The organism is Mycobacterium sp. MAC_080597_8934 (assembly GCF_000523975.1).
GTDB lineage: Bacteria > Actinomycetota > Actinomycetes > Mycobacteriales > Mycobacteriaceae > Mycobacterium > Mycobacterium avium.
In genome coordinates, this window is the sequence record NZ_JAOS01000001.1 from 1 (window position 1) to 16071 (window position 16071).

The following is a 16071-nucleotide window of genomic DNA, read 5'->3' on the forward strand; positions in this document are numbered from 1 at the left end:
GCCAAACCAGCGCACTGAACGTTACAGGCGGCCAGTTGCGATACCCAGCGATAGTGTGGGCTCGCCCGGTGATTCTCTATGCCGGATACTTTCGTCACTGTGACGCAGGTGGTGCCCTGCGATGGGGCCGCTGAACAACTTTGAGGCTGGTCGCCCCATTAAGCGGCCGCCGGAACACTCGCACCGACATCGAAGCCTGCGCGATCCTGTGAGCATCAAGTCAACGTGCCGCGCGGGCATCCGACCTGTCCAGAGCCAGCGCTTGCCCGTGCCTCCCGTGTTGACCCACGACTCGTATTCCCTCCTCCCTTGGCGGATCGCCCAGACGCAGCGAAATCATCAACCCCGGCCCATCACGGGCACGTTGTGCAGCCGAACGCTAGCCCGCCAATTAACACCTGCATGGCGGGCACTCGACACGACGCGAGCTGGGCGCTGCGGCGCTGCTGTCGACGCGCCACTCAATTGCACCGGGCTGCACACCGCGTTTGCCGCCAGCGAGGCTGTCGCCTGCCAGGGTGATGGGACCTCTGGTTTGCCATGAGCATGGGACCGGGTTGTTCCGGTTGTAGGCCGTGCGTTGATGGTGACCGATGGGGTGGTTGCCGGTCAATCCGACGGAGTCGGAGGGGCCGGCTTTTCCGGTCGGGGCTTTTGGCGTTGCCGGTAGGACTGGCCTTCGACGACGAGTTCGTAGGCCGCTGATTGCAGGCGGTCCATCGCGGATTGAGCCAGCAGAGGATCGGCCATCATGGTCAGATCTCGGGCGGTTCGCGGTTGCTGGTGATGATCGTCGAAGCCTTGCGGTGGCGTTCGACGATGATCTCGTAGAAGTCGGTAGTCTCGGTGGCTTCCAGGCGGTGCAGTGCCAGATCGTCGATGATCAATAGCTCGACGCGGTGCAGTTTGCGCATCTCGTCTTCGTAGCTGCCGTCCAGGCGTGCTCCACGCAGGCGTTTGAACAGTTTGTCGGCCCGTTCGGTGTGCACGCTGTGAAGCCGTCGTACCGCGATGTGGCCTAAGGCGTTGGCCAGGAACGTCTTTCCCACGCCGACCGGGCCCATGACGAGCACGTTGTAGGCATCGGCGAGGAACCGCAGCGAGATCAGCTCGGCCCACAATTGCTGATCGAACGCCACGGCGGTGGAGTCGTCCCAGGCTTGGAGTTGCATCGCAGGATCGAGGTGGGCAGCCTTGGCCCGCCGCGTCGCGGACTCGCGGTCGCGGCGGGTGACCTCATCAGCGAACAACAGCTCCAAAAAGTCGTGGTGCGGCAGCCGGTTGGTGCGGGCCAGCGCCAGCCGCTCCGGGAGGGTGTCGAGCAGCTGACCGAGTTTGAGGCGGCGCATCAACGCTTTGAGCTCGCCGGAGACCTCGATCGGTTTGACCGCCGGCACGGCATCGGGGCGGGCCGGGCTCATGAGGGCCTGCGGACCGAGAAGTCGGAGCCATCCCGCACGAACCTGGACGCCGCCCCGGGTGGTTTCGGTATCAGGGGCATCTGTTCACCGCCGCCGCGGGTCACGATCCGCTCGATCAGTCCGACGTCGATGACTTCGGCATCCAAGGCACGCCGGCAGGCGTCCTCCACGGCGGCGGCGCTGTGGCGGCGCACCAGCCCCAGCAGCCGATAGACCTGGCGCATCTTGGTCCACGGCAGCGGGTGTTCCAACACGGCGGCGGCGTAGGTGCCGACGTGGGTGCCGTGGGCAGCAGCCTTGCGCTGCAGCGCATTGATGTCGCGCATCGCATAGACCGACACGTGCGCGGGCAGATCAGCGGGGTCGGTGTGCCGCCGGCCCGGGGCCATGACGGGGTGGACCTTGATCAACTCACCACGCCAGTACAGCTTCACCGCGTGCGCATCCGTGCGGGCCTCGATCCGCTTGCCGACCAACTCGCCGGGCACGCTGTAGAGCGCTTTGGCGATCTGCACATGCCGGTCTGAGGCGACCTTGGGATGGGTCCAGACCGGGATGTCGAACACATCCTCAGGCACCGGTCCCAGCGCAGGGAGTTCCTCGGCGGCGAACACCTCGGCCGGGCGCAGCCGGGTGGTGCCATGAATCCGCAACCCGGCGGTCTGCGCACACCACAGCCGCGCCCGTTCCCGGCAATCCCCGAGATCCCGGAAGTGTTCTCCGGCATAGAAATTCGACCGCACGTACTGCACCATGCGTTCTACCCGCGGCTTATCTTTGGGGCTGCGGACCCGCGTCGGGTCAACAGCGAACCCGCGGGCCTGGGCATACTCCCGGAACGCGTCATTGAGCCGGGGTTCGGTCGCGTGTGCGGTGGTGACGATGGCTTTCATGTTGTCGGGGATCACCACCGCGAACACCCCGCCGAAGAACACCCACGCCGCTTCGAACCCGGCGATCACATCGTTAAGGGTCTGGCGGTAGGTGGGCCAGACGAACATGTGCCGCGAATACACCGCGGTGAAGATCAACCCGTGCACCACCCGGCGCCGCCCATCACCAGCATCGATGAGCAGACCGAGGCGGCCGAAGTCGACCTGCACCTCCGCACCGGGTTCGCAGTCGGCCACCGGCACCGTGGCTTGGCGCCGCCCGAATCCCAATTCAGTTGTGGCGTAACGGTGCAACGTCCGATACGACACCACCACACCCCGGCGGCCAAGCAGCGTGTGGATCTTGGTCAACGTCAACCCGTCTTTGAGCCACGCCTTGATCTGCTCATGCTCAGCGGCGATCGTCTCCCAGGCAAGGCTCTTGCCAGTCGGCCGGTGCGGGCGAACCTCGGCGATCACCGCCGCGAGCAGCTCATCGGTGAGCTGACTGTCTCCGCCGTCACGGTCGAGCCCGCAGGCCCGTGCCCGGTCGACGTAGCGTCGCACCGTTTTACGATCGGTGCCCGAGAGCCGGGCCACCTCCCGCAACCCCAACCCCTGCAGCCACAGCCGCAGCATTTCCACGATCTCGATCACCGATACCTCCCGGTAGCTCATCAGGCCAATACAGCGGCCCAACAACCGGAAGAACCCACGCCACGCCGGGGTGGTCCCATAACTGGCAAAACAGCCAGTCAGGTGGTCCCATCAATGGCAAACAGGTGGTCCCATGCTCATGGCAAAACCAGCTCTGAAGTGGTCCCTTTCACCTGGCAGCCGACAGTCTGATTTAGTCCGCTAGCGGTTCCTATCCAATTGACTCCATTCATCCCGGCTTCTGGGTTTGATGCCGCAGGGGGGATCGCTGGCAAGTTGTTCCCAATGCACGATGCTTGATCGAGGGTGAATTTGCAGACTATGCCATCAGGTGTGAGGAAATAGACGGTCGCGTCAGGCGAACGCCCAGGATTGGGCACCGAGATTTCGTAGTCCTTGACGTTGGCGGGAGTGTATCCGCTCAGATCGGGAAAACTCGGGGGGTCGGCGTCTGCCGTGCACGGGCTCAAAAGTGAGGCGCCGACTAGACCGGCGACTCCGGCGAGCGTTTTGGACACCATTTCTTTCCTATCGGTGCTGACGAACTAATTCCCTTGCTACGAACCGTGATTCGAGAACCTTCACTGCCGTACCGATCGACTCCGCGCCGAGACCTCTGTCTCGAATCAAACGTGCGGCAGCCAGCCGGAACCATGCGGCGACAACACAAAGCCCCGGCCCTGCGCGTCCTTGCAGGCTGTCGTGCCCGAGTTATTAACCCCGCAGACCACGCCATCCACCGTGATCGAATGGAATGGGGGAAGCGTGTTGAGTGAGTGCCCGTAGACCTGGCCGTTCGGGGCAATCGGATCACCGGATTGTGCTAAGCCAGAGCTGGTTCCAATTGCGTTCACTGTGCCGGTCCCAGTAGCTGGCGGTATAGCGGGAAAGTTCTTGCCCGTGCACTGCGCCTCTCCCGAGAAAAAATCGCATGTGATGCCATCTGGGGTAAGGAAATACACGGTAGTGAGCGGTGCACGCCCGGTGTTGGGAAGGCCAATCGTGTAGTCCGTAACGTTTGCGGGGGTGTAGCCGCTCAGATCGGGAAAGCCGGCGGGGTCGGCATGTGCCGTACATGGGCTTGAAAGAGCAGCCCCCACAAGTCCGGCGCCGATCGCGGCAAGCGCCTTAGCCGCCACCGCGTTCTCCAATCGGCTCAACTGAACACATTGCTAATCACGTCTTTCGACCTGGTATTGGCGCCGAGTGCTTAGTGGCGGTGCAACACGGCTACCCCGTCCATAGCGGTTAGTCCACCCCAATATCACACGTGCGGGAGCCAACCGGAACCATGCGGCGACAACACGAAACCACGGCCCTGCGGATCCTTGCATGCCGTCGTCCCTGAGTTGTCGACGCCGCAGATGATGCCATCGACAGTGATGGAATGACCCGGTGGAAGCGTTTTGACGGGATGTCCATCGACTACGCGTGACGGTTCGCCCTCATTCGTCTGTTTCAGGCCAGTCGTGGTTCCGATCCAATTAACCCCTGTGATTCCGGCATCGGGATGTGAAGGCGCGGGGGGCACCGAAGGCAGGTTATTTCCACTGCACTGTGCTTGATCGGGCGTGAAGTTGCAGACCACCCCGTCAGGGGTAAGGAAGTACACCGTTGGAAGGGGTGGGCGGCCAGGGTTGGGGACATCAATCGTGTAATCGCGGACGTTCACTGGAGCGTCTGCAGACAGGTCGGGAAATTTGGGGAGGTCTGCGTGGGCCGTGCACGCAATTGAGAAAGCGGCGCTGATGAGTGTTATGACGCCGCTCGTTTCTTTGACCACGATATGCCTCCTATCGGCTTGGGCGGGCCGCCATGCGTCAGTGAAAGGGATTGAGTTGAAACTCTCGGGTGTTGTACGGAGTACCGACCGGCACGCCGTTACCATCCTTGGCTGTATTCCATTGACTGCCAAGTAATTTCAAATCGTCTAGAGTTGATCCTGGCAAGATATACCCACCGTACGGCTGCGGCATGAACTTGGGGGCGCCTGGATCGCCATTCTGTACCACAAGGGTGGTGGGCACGTCCGCGCCGAACATGTCAGTTGGGCTGGTTCCTACCCGCACTTCAACACTTCCCTTATGCGCATCTACGTTAAAGCCTGACAACACCGGCCTACCACCGATTTCGCGGAAGCTGAGCTCACCGTAGCGATCGTTAGTTACCTGTACGGCCTGGTCCCGGGGATTGCCCCAATCCTTGCCAGTCCATGGCTGCCACTTGTCGCGTTCGAAGACGTTCGCAGGGTCCGCGCGGTACATGGTGATGCCCCGACTGCGGTCGAAGGAGTCGGCAGCGATGTAGACCTTGCCGTCCGAGCCCTTATACCCGCTGACCTGGGTGGGGGCGTCCCCAGCGCCCCGAAATGAACCTGGAACCATTGTCCACCCCTTGCCCGGGTCACCATTCACTTCGACCAGCCACGAAGCCACTGGCTTTAGATCGTCCTTAGTGCCCGTCACCATCATGTAGGTTTTGTCTCCCAGCGTGATCGTCCCCGAGGGCAGCGTGTCAGTGACACCTTTCGCGTCGCTCGGGATGGGAAAAAGCTCGTGACCGCTGCCTTCTGGTCCCGTCAATGGCGCCCCAAAATGTGGGTGGCCCTCGGCATCGAAGGTCACCGGCACGGCCACCGACCGATAGTGTTCTCCATCGCCCATCTTATTTCCGGAGAACGAATCCCCGAAGATGGCGAGGTACTTCCCGGGCTGCCCGGGTATCTCGACGACCTCTCCCAAATCCGCGGCCCCGATCCCCGGGATGCCCGGCACCCCACCTGTACCGGCGACTGGTCCCAGATCCCTCACCTCACCCGGTTTCAGCGGACTCTCCATCCAGGTGTCGACCGTGGTTGGAGGGTCGTAGCCTTCGGTGTGCAAAGAGTCCATCGATTTGCGCAACGTTTCCGAATAGCCGTTGCGAATGGAATTCATCTGCTTGAGCGCGTCGCGGACGTCGTCGACGGCGTCGGCGTGCACGGCCTTCTTGAGTGACTCTAATTCGGAGCGTTCCGACGCAGATAGGTCAAGCGTCAAATCATGGTTGATCGCACCGGTGATGTTGTCCAGCCCGCGCAGCTCACGTTCCAACTCGGCGATCTCCTGGGCCCCGGCCTTTTGCGCCTCGGCCAGGGAGGCGGCGATGCCTTCCAGATCGGCCCCGATCTTGGGCAGCTGCAAGGACTGCGCGCCAAGGGATTTGGTCACGCGCTGCACCTCGTCCGAGTCGTTGATCGGGTGGTCGCCATTTTGGTGATTCCAGGCGGCGTCGAAGCGCTTGCGGGCGTCCTCGAATGCGTGGTCGGCTTCGGCGGTGCACCGGCCGGCGGTGTGAAAGGCCTGCGCCAACTGCGAGATTTGAAACGGGCTGCCGGCCTGCAGGCTCTGGTTGATCGCCCACGGATCACCCCCGGCCGACGCGATCAATTCCGCTTCGCTCAGGTTTGTCAGCTGCATGGCGCCGCCAATCGCCGCCAACCACCGACAAGCATCGCCGCCCCCTTCTGAGCAGGTATAACCCTACTACTCGGCGGGCCGGTGCAGGGCATCACCGTGGCGACCCAGGTCGCGACTCTGCTTCCGATTTAGCAACGGCTGCCAGGGCGATGCCCACGCCGCGGCACCGCTGCGCCGGACGTGCGGTCAGGCGCCGCGATCCAGCATGCGTTCGGGCGATATCACCTGGCCCACGCAGCCCTTCAGGCAAATAGCCCGCTGGGCGATGGGCCGAAGAGGCACACCGCCATGCGCGTAGTCCTGCTTCATCAGGACGGCGACCGGGCCACCGCATAGCTCGCAGGTTTCCTCTTCGTCCCAGTACTCAGACGACATGACGTGCTCCTAGATCGGGCTAACGCAGCAAACCCATGCTAGGACCGAGTATCGACGCGACCCGGCATTTAGGGGCCGAACCGTGCGCGGATATGCTCATCTGTACCGGTTGAAGTCCGAGGATTGAACGCGAAATATCGTGTACCACTTGAGAATTAGTCAGGCAACGCGGGCCGCCCTCCCACGGTTCAGGTCTGGTTACCGGCCAGCTTCCGCACCGTCAGGGCTTCGATGTCCTGGAACGGCCGCCCCTCGGGCCGGATGAGGTCGTGGAACCACACCTTGGGCACCGAGGTGTACGGATGATCCCATGACTCCCAGGGGAAGTAGGTCTGCGTCTTGCCGGCGACCAGGCCCCAGTTGATGGCGCCGACGTTGTGCCGCTTGGCCACCGGCAGGATGCTCTCGACGGTGCTGCCCCGTGGCCGGGCCATGTACTCGGTGCACAGGATCGGCCGGCCCAGCGGGGTGAGCTCGTTGATCCTCGACTCGAAGCCCGCGGGCTCGGCATACGAATGGAAGGTGATGACGTCGGCGTTGGCCAGCTGGATGTCGCTGATTGCGCTGCGGCCCTGGGGTTGTCCCCAGTCCCCGCGCCACACCCCACTGGTGAGCGGCTGACTGGCATCGACCGCTCGCGCCCACCGAAACACCTGGGGCAGCAGGTTGGCGACGAGCTGCTCCTTGTCGCTCCGTTCGACGTTGCGGTACTGCCGCGCCGGGTTGTCCGGCTCGTTCCACAGGTCCCAGCCCAAAACCCGGTCGTCGTTGCGGAATTGGGTCATCACCGAGGTGACGTAGTCACGCATGACGGGGATGTAGCGGGGGTCGCCGAGACGCTCGGCGCCCGGACTCTGCACCCACCCGGAGTTGTGCACGCCCGGCCGCGGTGGGCGCTGCCGGCCGGCCCGGGGCTGCGGGTCCCAACACGAGTCGAAGAAGACGAACAGCGGCTTGATGCGATGTCGTGCGGCGATGTCGACGAATTGCCCAAGGCGGGTTTGGAACCCGCGCTGATCGGCGGCCCAGAGCTGATCATGAAGGAACACCCGCGCCGTGTTGTGACCGTAGAACTGCGCCCAGCCCAGCTCGGTGTCGATGCGCCGGGGATCGAAGGTGTCGGGCTGGAACATCTCCAGCTGGTTGATGGCGTTGGCCGGAATGTAGTTTGCTCCCACCAGCCAACCCTGCGCCTGATACCAGCGGTTGGCCCGCTCGGGCGACCACCGGCCAGCTTCCTCCGCCGAGGCCCGGGGCGCCCGGGCAACTGCGGCGCCCGCCGCCAGCAGCAGGGGAAGCTTCAGGGCCGTTCGTCGTTCCACGATGTGACGATAAGTTTTCGGGGCGATTTCCACGGGATTTGCTCAGCGCGTCGCGACAGGTTGAAGATAACGATTGTTACCGGGCCGTCATCGTGACCAATCCGTGACCATCCGCCTCCGGCGCGCCCCGGCCCATCGCGAACGTCGGCGAGGTTACAATCGCCCGGTCGCGCCCTAACCCGTTGGTGGACAACGAGTCCGGTCACCCGATCGGTGTCTGCGGCGGCCTGCGGCCATCATCGTCGATGACGGCGCACGGGAAAATCCATCCCACCCAGTCGGCAGAATTACTTCAAACTTCACCCCCGCGAGCGCAATACTGAACGGGTGCCTGATCGAAACGTGCTAGGCGGTCCGCTGCAACCCTGTGGCACCGATCCGCTGACCGGATTCTACCGCGACGGCTGTTGCTCGACGGGACCGCAGGACCTTGGGCGGCACACGATTTGCGCCGTGATGACCGCCGAATTCCTGGAGCACCAGCGTTCCATCGGCAACGACTTGCTGACGCCGGTCCCCGAGTACCGGTTCCCCGGTCTGCTGCCCGGCGACCGCTGGTGCGTGACCGCGCTGAACTGGCTGCGCGCGCATCACGACGGGTGCGCGGCCCCCGTGGTGTTGGCGTCGACGCACGAGAGCACCCTTGAGGTGGTGCCGCTGGAAGCGCTGCAGGAACACAAGATCGACGTCCCCGACGACCTGGCCAACCTCTAGGGTCCCGGTGGGTTCCGCGGTTGACGACGTCGACTTCGACGACCTGACCTCGCCCCGGCTCACCGACGTCCAACGTCAGATCCTGGAGTTCACCGAGGCCAAGCCCGTCGATCTCGACATCGACCGGATGCTCGCCGAGGCGATCGAACATGCCGGCCTGCCCGGCGCCGACCTCGACGACACGCACGGCTTCGTCGACCGTCTGCACGTCCACGTCGCGGCGATCGAAGCCGACCACGGGCTGCGCCAGCTCACCCGGGGGTCGCTGCGGCAACGCGTGGTGCGGCTGCTGCGCAACCGGTTGTCGCTGACCGAGCTGCTCCAGCGGTATCCCGAGATCGAGTCCATCCCGATCGAGGAGCCGTTCATCGTCGTCGGGATGCCGCGTTCGGGCACCACGCATCTGGTGAACCTGATCGCCTGCGACCCGCGCCGGCGCGCACTGCCCTATTGGGAGAGCCAGGAGCCTATCCCGGCCCGTGGTCAGGGCCCCGACGTCTTCGGTGTCGACCCCCGGTATGCCCGCGCCAAGGCGGAACACGAGGCGCTGATGGCCAGCGCGCCCGTGGTGGCCGCCATGCACGACCGGTTTCCCGAGGCGATCGAGGAGGAAGTGGAACTGCTCGACCTCGATCTGGCCTCCTACGTCCTGGAATGGCATGCGCGGGTGCCCGCCTGGCGCGACCACTACCTGAGCCTGGACCAAACCCGGCACTACGCCTACCTGAAGAAGGTGTTGCAGGCGTTGACCTTCCTGCGCGGGCCGCGGACCTGGGTGCTCAAAAGTCCGCAGCACTGCGAGCAGCTCGGCCCGCTGATGGCGACCTTCCCCGATGCGACGATCGCGTTCACGCACCGCGACCCCGTCGCGGTGATCCAGTCGGCGATCACCATGATGGCCTACTCGGATCGGTTGCGCCGCACCAGTATTGACCCGCAGTGGCTGCTGGACTACTGGAGCGACCGCGTGCACCGGCTGCTGAGCGCCTGCGTGCGCGACCGCGACCTGGTGGCCCCCGAACGCAGCGTCGACATCAGCTTCCACCAGCTGGGCGGCAACGAGATCCCGGTGCTCGAACGGCTGTATGAGCGCGGCGGGGTGGAATTGCCGCAGCAGGTGCGCGACCGCTTTCGGCGCTACCTGGACGGAAATCCGCGCGGCAAGCGCGGCCGCATCCGCTACCAGTTGCAGCGCCATTTCGGCATCTCCGCCGACGAGCTGCGCGCCCGTTTCGGCTTCTACTTCGACAAGTTCGACGTGCGCCCCGAATGAAGGAGTCAGCGATGCCCGAACCTGTCTATCGGAGCAGGCCGGGCGCCGAGGCGATGCGCCCGGCGTCCGCGGAGCGGGCCGACCCCATCGCCCCGGGACTGTGGTGCTCGCCCGGGCTGTCCAACTCCTATTTGCTCACCACCGCGGAGGGCCGGGTGATCGTCAACACCGGCATGGGTTTCGAGGGCCCGGTGCATCGCGCCAACTTCGATGCCGTGGATTCCTCACCGGTGCGCTACATCGTCTTCACGCAGGGCCACGTGGACCACGTCGGCGGCCTGGACAGTGTTCGCGACCCGGACACCGTCGTTGTGGCGCAAGCGAACTGGACGATGTGGCGCGACGACAACGAGCGGCTGATCCCGTACCGGGCCAGCCGCAGCGCCTTTGCCTTCAAAGACACCCTGGCCGGCGGCATCAAGGCCATCCAGCGGCGCCTGGGCACCACCCGGTTGCCCGGGCAGAGCGTGCCCGTCGTCGACCTCGACTTCGAGGACACGCTGACCCTGGAGCTCGGCGGCCGGCGGATGGAGCTGATCTCGGTGCCCGGCGGCGAAACCACCGACTCGCTGGTGGTCTGGTTACCTGACGAGCGAATATGCCTGTGCGGGAACACCTTCGGGCCGCTGTTCGGTCATATCCCGAACCTGGTCACCATGCGCGGCGACCGGTACCGGGACGCGTTGACGGCCATCGCCTCGGTGGAGCGGGTTCGCGGCCTGCGGGCCGAGTTGCTGGTGACGGGTCACTTCGAGCCCATCGCGGGTGCCGACCGCATCGACGAGGAGCTCACCCGGCTGCGCGACGCCCTCGGCTACCTCCACGATCAGACGGTGGCCGGGATGAACGCCGGCAAAGACGTCCGCACCCTGATGCGAGAAATCACGCTGCCTACGGAATACGAAGTGGGCCAGGGATACGGCAAGGTCTCCTGGGACGTGCGCGCCATCTGGGAGAACTACTCGGGCTGGTTTCACCACGAGTCCACCACCGAGCTCTACCCGGTCGGGTTCGACGCGGTGGCCCACGACGTGGTCGAACTGGCCGGCGCGGATGCGCTGCTCGATCGCGCCCGGGCGCACCTGGCCGCCGACCGCGCGCTGCACGCGATTCACCTCGCCCAGCTGCTGCCCGCCGAACACTCGGGGGCACGCGAGGTGCTGCGTCAGGCCCATGAAAAACTTCTGGCCAGCAGCACGAACTTCTGGGAAAGTGCCTGGCTGCGCCACCAGATAGCGAGGAACTCATGACGGTATTCGCGCTGCGGCCCGAGGACTTTTATCACACGGGCATCATCGTGCCCGACCTCGAGGCGGCGATGGCCCGGCTGAGCGCGCTCGCCGGGTACCGGTGGATCACCCCGGTCAGCTACACGCTGCCGTTTCGCACCGTGAGCGGAACCCGGGAAGTGACCTCGACTTTCGTCTACTCGCTGCAAGCTCCCCACGTCGAGCTCATCCAGGAGGTACCGGGCACCGCGTGGGCGGCCGCCCCCGGCAACGCGGTCCATCACCTCGGCTACTGGTGCGACGATCTGGCGCAGAGCGCACAGCTGTTGGAAGACAACGGGTTTGCGTTCGAAGCGACGGCCGACACCGCCGCCCCGGATCTGGCGTTGTTCGCGTACTACGTCGATGCGGCGGGCACCCGCATCGAGATCGTCGACCGCGCCCTGTTTCCCGACTTCCCCGCCTTCCTGCAGTCCGCCGCCGCGCCGGAAGCACAGTGAGGCGGTCCCCGGCATGCTGCTGACGGTGCTGCGCTTCAACTTCGCCTCCCCGCACGGTGATCCACGCACCCAGAGCCGGCTGATGAGCGCCGCGCTCGAGCTGGCGCAGTGGGGCGAATCGCACGGCATCACGTCGGTCAGCGTCGACGAACATCACGCGACCGGGCACGGCTGGAGCTGCAACCCGATCATGGCCGCGGCGATGTTCTTGGCGCGCACCTCGACGCTGATCGCCAGCGTGGATTGCGCCCTGGGCCCGCTGTGGAACCCGGTCCGGCTCGCCGAGGACATCGCGCTCGTCGACAACATGAGCCGGGGCCGGCTGCACACCACGGTGGGCTTGGGCTACCGGCCCGTCGAATACGACGCGCTGGGAGCCGATTTCGGCCGGCGCGGCGCGCTGATGGACAATCTGCTGGAGCGGATGCTGGCCGTCTGGTCCGGCGGTGGCGCGCCGGCGGGAATCTGCACCGGCACCTGGACCCGGCCGCATCCACCGTTGTACGTGGGTGGGGGCGCGCGGGCCACGGCACGCCGCGCGGCCCGGTTCCGGCTGCCGCTCAGCCTCGCCGATCACCTCCCCGAGATCGCCGACTACTACCGCGAGCTGTGCGCCGAGATCGACCTGGCCCCAGTGGTTCTCATGCCGGGACCGCTCAACCGGGGCATGATCTACCTGCACGAGGATCCCGAGCGGGCGTGGGCCGAACTCGGCGACCACATCCTGTGGGAGGCGGTCACCTACGGCGGATGGTCAACCGACCAGCGTTCCCTCATGCACCTGCCGGGCGTGCAGACCCTCGACGAGGTTCGGGCATCGGGCCGCTACCGCTTTCTGACTCCCGACCAGCTGATCGCCGAGGTGCGCGACGCGCCCGATTTCGGCCCGATCGTCCTGCACCCCCTGGTCGGCGGCATGCCGGTCGAGGAAGCTTGGCAGTCGGTCCAGTTGCTCACCGACAAGGTGCTGCCCGCGCTGAAGGGCTGACGCGGCGGCGCTCAGCGCTCGCCGTCGCGGCGCTGTTCCAGCCATTCGGCCAGCGAGCGCCCGGCATCCAGGACGTGTCGTTCGGCGATGGCGCGGGCGCGCTCGACGTCCTTGTCGCCGAGCGCGTCGAGCAACTGCGCATGCTCGTCGAGCGAATGCTTCTCGTGCTCGGGGAACAAGGTCAGGAAATTGGTCGGCACCACGCGGGCGGCGTGCTTGATCTGGTTCGCCAGCCGCGGCGAGTGCGCGGCCCGGTGGATCATCTGATGGAAATGCCAATTGGCCTCGCCGATGCTGTCGTCACCGGACTTCGCGACCACCTCGGCGGCCAGCTCGCGCAGCGTCGCCAGTTCCTCGGGGCCGATCCGTTCGGCCGCCCAGGCCGCGGCCTGGCCGGTCAGCACGCCGAGAATGGTGAAGCTGTCCAGCACGTCCTCGGGGCTGATGCCGATCACCGTGACGCCGCTGCGCGGGGCGACCTGAACCAGGCCCTCGAACGACAGCTCCAGCAGCGCCTCGCGCACCGGGGTCCGGCTGGTGGCGAATTCGGCGGTGATGGCGTCGAGGTCGATCCGCGAACCGGCCGGCAGGGCGCCGGTCAGGATGCGGTCACGCAGTTCGCGGGCCGCGCGTTCCCGCACCGTCCCGGAGATGTCGATCGCCGCCACGTCCGAACAATACCAGACGCGACATTTGATATCTGAAATATCAGATGTTACGTTTCAAACCATGCGCACCGACAAGATGGCCCTCGTCGCCTTCATGCAGGCGGGCAGCACCTCCGTGTACGCGGGATCGTGGCGGCACCCGGCCACCGAGCACCGCTACCTGGACGCCGCCTACTACGCCAAGATCGGCCGACAGCTCGAAGAGGGCTGCTTCGACCTGATGTTCTTCGACGACCGCCTCGCCATGCCGGGCGTGTACGGCGGCTCGGTGGGCGAGGCCGTGCGCTACGGCGCCCGCCCGGTCAAGCTGGACCTCGGCGTGATCCTCGGCGTGCTGGCCCAGGCCACCTCCAGGATCGGGTTGGGCGCGACGTACTCGACCACCTATTACCCGCCGTTCCATGTGGCGCGCACGTTCGCGTCGCTGGATCACCTCTCCGGCGGCCGCGCCGCGTGGAACGTGGTCACCTCGGTCAACGACAGCGAGGCGCAGAACTTCGGCGTCGACGCCCATCTCGGCCACGACGAAAGATACGACCGGGCCGACGAATTCATGGACGTGGTGACCGGCCTGTGGGACACCTGGGAGGACGACGCCGTGCTGCACGACCGGGTGTCCGGCCGGTACGCCGACCCCGCGAAGGTGCACGAACTCGGCCACGTCGGTGAATTCTTCTCCGCGCGTGGACCGTTGACGGTGCCGCGCACCCCGCAGGGTCGGCCGGTGATCATCCAGGCCGGGTCGTCGGGACGTGGCCGCGAATTTGCTTCCCGCTGGGCGGAATTGATCTTCACCGGTGATCCGGGCATCGACGTCGCCCGCAGCCACTACGCCGACCAGAAGGACCGCATCGCCGACGCCGGCCGCGACCCCGCCGCGGTTCGAATCTGTCCGATGGCCTATGCCGTGGTGGGCGAGTCCGAGGCCCATGCCAAGGACCGCGAGGCGATGCTCCTCAACGATCTGGTGCATCCGATGGCATCGCTGACGCTGTTGTCGGAACTGATGAATTACGACTTCGCCCAACATGATCTCGACGATCCGGTGACCGACGACATCCTGGCCTCCGTCTCCGGCATCCGCGGGCTGGTGCAGAACCTACGCGCCCACATCGGCGGCGACGCCGTCACCGTGCGGGATCTCGCCAACCATCGCGCCACCCTGTTGCAGGGGCCCCGGTTCGTCGGCACCGGCCCGCAGGTCGCCGATCAGATGGCGGACTGGTTCCAAACCGGCGCCTGTGACGGATTCGTGCTGGCCGCAACGCATCTGCCCGGCGCATTCGAAGACGTGGTGCGCATGGTGGTCCCCGAGTTGCAACGCCGCGGCCTGTTCCGCACCGAATACCGGTCCGCGACCCTGCGCGGGCATCTCGGGCTGCCGCGTCCCGCCAACGCGCGGGTGGCCCATGCTTGACGGGCTGCGGGTGCTCGAACTGGCCACGCTGGCCGCCGCGCCGCTGGTGGCGACCTATCTGGGCGAGTTCGGCGCCGACGTGATCAAGGTCGAAGAACCACGCCATGGCGACCCGATCCGCGGGTGGGGCAATCAGCGCGACGGTGTCGGCCTGATGTGGAAGTCCATCTCCCGCAACAAGAAATCGATCACGCTGGACCTGCGCAGCGCGGACGGACAACAGCTGGTCCGCCGTCTGGTGGAGCACGCCGACGTCGCCATCTTCAACACCCGTCCCCAGACCCTGCGCAAATGGGGCCTGGACTACGAGAGCCTGCGCGCGGTCAATGAGCGGCTCGTGATGCTGCACATCACCGGCTACGGGTTGAGCGGGCCGAAGAGCGAGCGGCCGGGGTTCGGCACGCTGGGCGAGGCGATGAGCGGTTTCGCGCACATCACCGGCCAGGCCGGCGCGCCGCCCACCCTGCCGCCGTTCATGTTGGCCGACGGCGTCGCCTCGCTGAATGCCGCTTACGCGGTGATGATGGCGTTGTATCACCGCGATGTGCACGGCGGGCCGGGACAATTGATCGATGTCAACCTGATCGACCCGCTGGCCCGGCTGCTGGAACAGACGCTGCTGGGCTACGACCAGCTGGGCCTGGTGCCCGAGCGATCCGGCAACCGGTGGGACATCTCCGCGCCGCGCAACACCTACCAGACCGCCGACGGGCGATGGCTGGCCATGTCCGGCAGCTCACCGGCGCTGGCGCTGCGGGTGTTCCGGGCGATCGGCCGCGACGACCTGCTGGGTGACCCGGACTTCTCCGATCCGCAGCGGCGGCTGGCGCGCGCCCGCGAAGTCGACACACTCGTCGCCGATTGGGTTGCGGGCAAGACACTTTCGGAGGCGATGGCCGTGTTCGAAGCCCACGAGGTCGCCGCAGCGCCGGTCTATGACATCAGCGACCTGGTCGCCGACGAGCAGCTGGCGCACCGCGGGGTGTTCGTCTCCGTCGACGACCAGCAGCTCGGACCGATGACGGTGCAGGCGCCCGTGCCGCGCTTCTCGTCGGCGTCCGGCACGGTCGGGCATCTCGGACCCCGCCTCGGTGAGCACAACGCCGAGGTCTACGGGGAACTACTCGGCCTCACCCCCGACGAAATCGACCAGCTACGCGCCCGGGGCGTGGTGTGA

Annotated in this window: 14 protein-coding genes and 1 pseudogene; 7 read left to right on the plus strand and 8 right to left on the minus strand. The window is 65.8% G+C overall.

Annotated features, from left to right (window positions below):
- Positions 1 to 609: 609 nt before the first annotated feature.
- The 7 genes and pseudogenes from NF20_RS00005 to NF20_RS00025 all read right to left on the minus strand — a co-directional run bounded on the left by NF20_RS00005 (position 610) and on the right by NF20_RS00025 (position 8105).
- A pseudogene (locus NF20_RS00005) lies at positions 610 to 1421 on the minus strand (ATP-binding protein).
- Positions 1418 to 2971, minus strand: a complete 1554-nt coding sequence (gene istA, locus NF20_RS00010) for an IS21 family transposase (protein ID WP_033711544.1) — start codon at positions 2969 to 2971, stop codon at positions 1418 to 1420. Before istA ends, NF20_RS00005 begins: the two are co-directional and overlap by 4 nt.
- Positions 2972 to 3576: 605 nt before the next feature.
- Positions 3577 to 4110, minus strand: a complete 534-nt coding sequence (locus NF20_RS27885; protein ID WP_224188624.1) for a hypothetical protein — start codon at positions 4108 to 4110, stop codon at positions 3577 to 3579.
- Between the two features lie 104 nt (positions 4111 to 4214).
- Positions 4215 to 4700: a hypothetical protein gene (locus NF20_RS28650; RefSeq protein ID WP_075362363.1), complete on the minus strand. Its 486-nt coding sequence runs from the start codon at positions 4698 to 4700 to the stop codon at positions 4215 to 4217.
- 70 nt (positions 4701 to 4770) lie between these two features.
- Entirely contained in the window at positions 4771 to 6408 is a 1638-nt protein-coding gene (locus NF20_RS00015) for a DUF4185 domain-containing protein (protein WP_033711712.1), read from the minus strand.
- A 186-nt stretch (positions 6409 to 6594) separates the two neighbouring features.
- On the minus strand, positions 6595 to 6783 hold the full coding sequence (locus NF20_RS00020) for a hypothetical protein (RefSeq protein WP_009974545.1): 189 nt from the start codon (positions 6781 to 6783) through the stop codon (positions 6595 to 6597).
- A 188-nt stretch (positions 6784 to 6971) separates the two neighbouring features.
- The gene (locus tag NF20_RS00025) at positions 6972 to 8105 is read right to left on the minus strand and encodes a cellulase family glycosylhydrolase (RefSeq protein WP_023866737.1); all 1134 of its coding nucleotides are present in this window, start codon (positions 8103 to 8105) and stop codon (positions 6972 to 6974) included.
- Between the two features lie 327 nt (positions 8106 to 8432).
- Here NF20_RS00025 and NF20_RS00030 point away from each other — a divergent pair, with 327 nt between their 5' ends.
- From NF20_RS00030 to NF20_RS00050, 5 genes are read left to right on the plus strand one after another with little or no spacing between them, the layout of a single operon-like run.
- Positions 8433 to 8819: a DUF2237 family protein gene (locus NF20_RS00030; RefSeq protein ID WP_003874146.1), complete on the plus strand. Its 387-nt coding sequence runs from the start codon at positions 8433 to 8435 to the stop codon at positions 8817 to 8819.
- Positions 8820 to 8826: 7 nt separating this feature from the next.
- On the plus strand, positions 8827 to 10092 hold the full coding sequence (locus NF20_RS00035; protein WP_033711713.1) for a sulfotransferase family protein: 1266 nt from the start codon (positions 8827 to 8829) through the stop codon (positions 10090 to 10092).
- Positions 10093 to 10103: 11 nt separating this feature from the next.
- Positions 10104 to 11342 (plus strand): MBL fold metallo-hydrolase, encoded by a 1239-nt coding sequence (locus NF20_RS00040; RefSeq protein ID WP_011723490.1) that lies wholly within the window; start codon positions 10104 to 10106, stop codon positions 11340 to 11342.
- Positions 11339 to 11821, plus strand: a complete 483-nt coding sequence (locus NF20_RS00045) for a VOC family protein (RefSeq protein WP_011723491.1) — start codon at positions 11339 to 11341, stop codon at positions 11819 to 11821. The genes NF20_RS00040 and NF20_RS00045 overlap by 4 nt, the downstream gene beginning before the upstream one ends.
- Before the next feature lie 13 nt (positions 11822 to 11834).
- The gene (locus NF20_RS00050; RefSeq protein ID WP_033711714.1) at positions 11835 to 12809 is read left to right on the plus strand and encodes an LLM class flavin-dependent oxidoreductase; all 975 of its coding nucleotides are present in this window, start codon (positions 11835 to 11837) and stop codon (positions 12807 to 12809) included.
- A gap of 11 nt (positions 12810 to 12820) precedes the next feature.
- Here NF20_RS00050 and NF20_RS00055 read toward each other — a convergent pair whose 3' ends face one another.
- On the minus strand, positions 12821 to 13477 hold the full coding sequence (locus NF20_RS00055) for a GntR family transcriptional regulator (protein WP_003874151.1): 657 nt from the start codon (positions 13475 to 13477) through the stop codon (positions 12821 to 12823).
- Between the two features lie 61 nt (positions 13478 to 13538).
- On the opposite strand from NF20_RS00055, the gene NF20_RS00060 reads away from it, so the two are divergent.
- Both NF20_RS00060 and NF20_RS00065 read left to right on the plus strand, forming a co-directional pair.
- Positions 13539 to 14894, plus strand: a complete 1356-nt coding sequence (locus NF20_RS00060; RefSeq protein ID WP_023861974.1) for an LLM class flavin-dependent oxidoreductase — start codon at positions 13539 to 13541, stop codon at positions 14892 to 14894.
- Entirely contained in the window at positions 14887 to 16071 is a 1185-nt protein-coding gene (locus NF20_RS00065) for a CaiB/BaiF CoA transferase family protein (protein ID WP_033711715.1), read from the plus strand. Before NF20_RS00060 ends, NF20_RS00065 begins: the two co-directional genes overlap by 8 nt.

Bases quoted from the DNA above. Each gene is read 5' to 3' on its own strand.
- NF20_RS00040 (WP_011723490.1), top strand. From the start codon at position 10,104: ATGCCCGAACCTGTCTATCGGAGCAGGCCGGGCGCCGAGGCGATGCGC.
- NF20_RS00050 (WP_033711714.1), top strand. From the start codon at position 11,835: ATGCTGCTGACGGTGCTGCGCTTCAACTTCGCCTCCCCGCACGGTGAT.
- NF20_RS00015 (WP_033711712.1), bottom strand. From the start codon at position 6,408: ATGCAGCTGACAAACCTGAGCGAAGCGGAATTGATCGCGTCGGCCGGG.
- NF20_RS00060 (WP_023861974.1), top strand. From the start codon at position 13,539: ATGCGCACCGACAAGATGGCCCTCGTCGCCTTCATGCAGGCGGGCAGC.
- NF20_RS00045 (WP_011723491.1), top strand. From the start codon at position 11,339: ATGACGGTATTCGCGCTGCGGCCCGAGGACTTTTATCACACGGGCATC.
- NF20_RS00065 (WP_033711715.1), top strand. From the start codon at position 14,887: ATGCTTGACGGGCTGCGGGTGCTCGAACTGGCCACGCTGGCCGCCGCG.
- NF20_RS00020 (WP_009974545.1), bottom strand. From the start codon at position 6,783: ATGTCGTCTGAGTACTGGGACGAAGAGGAAACCTGCGAGCTATGCGGT.
- istA (WP_033711544.1), bottom strand. From the start codon at position 2,971: ATGAGCTACCGGGAGGTATCGGTGATCGAGATCGTGGAAATGCTGCGG.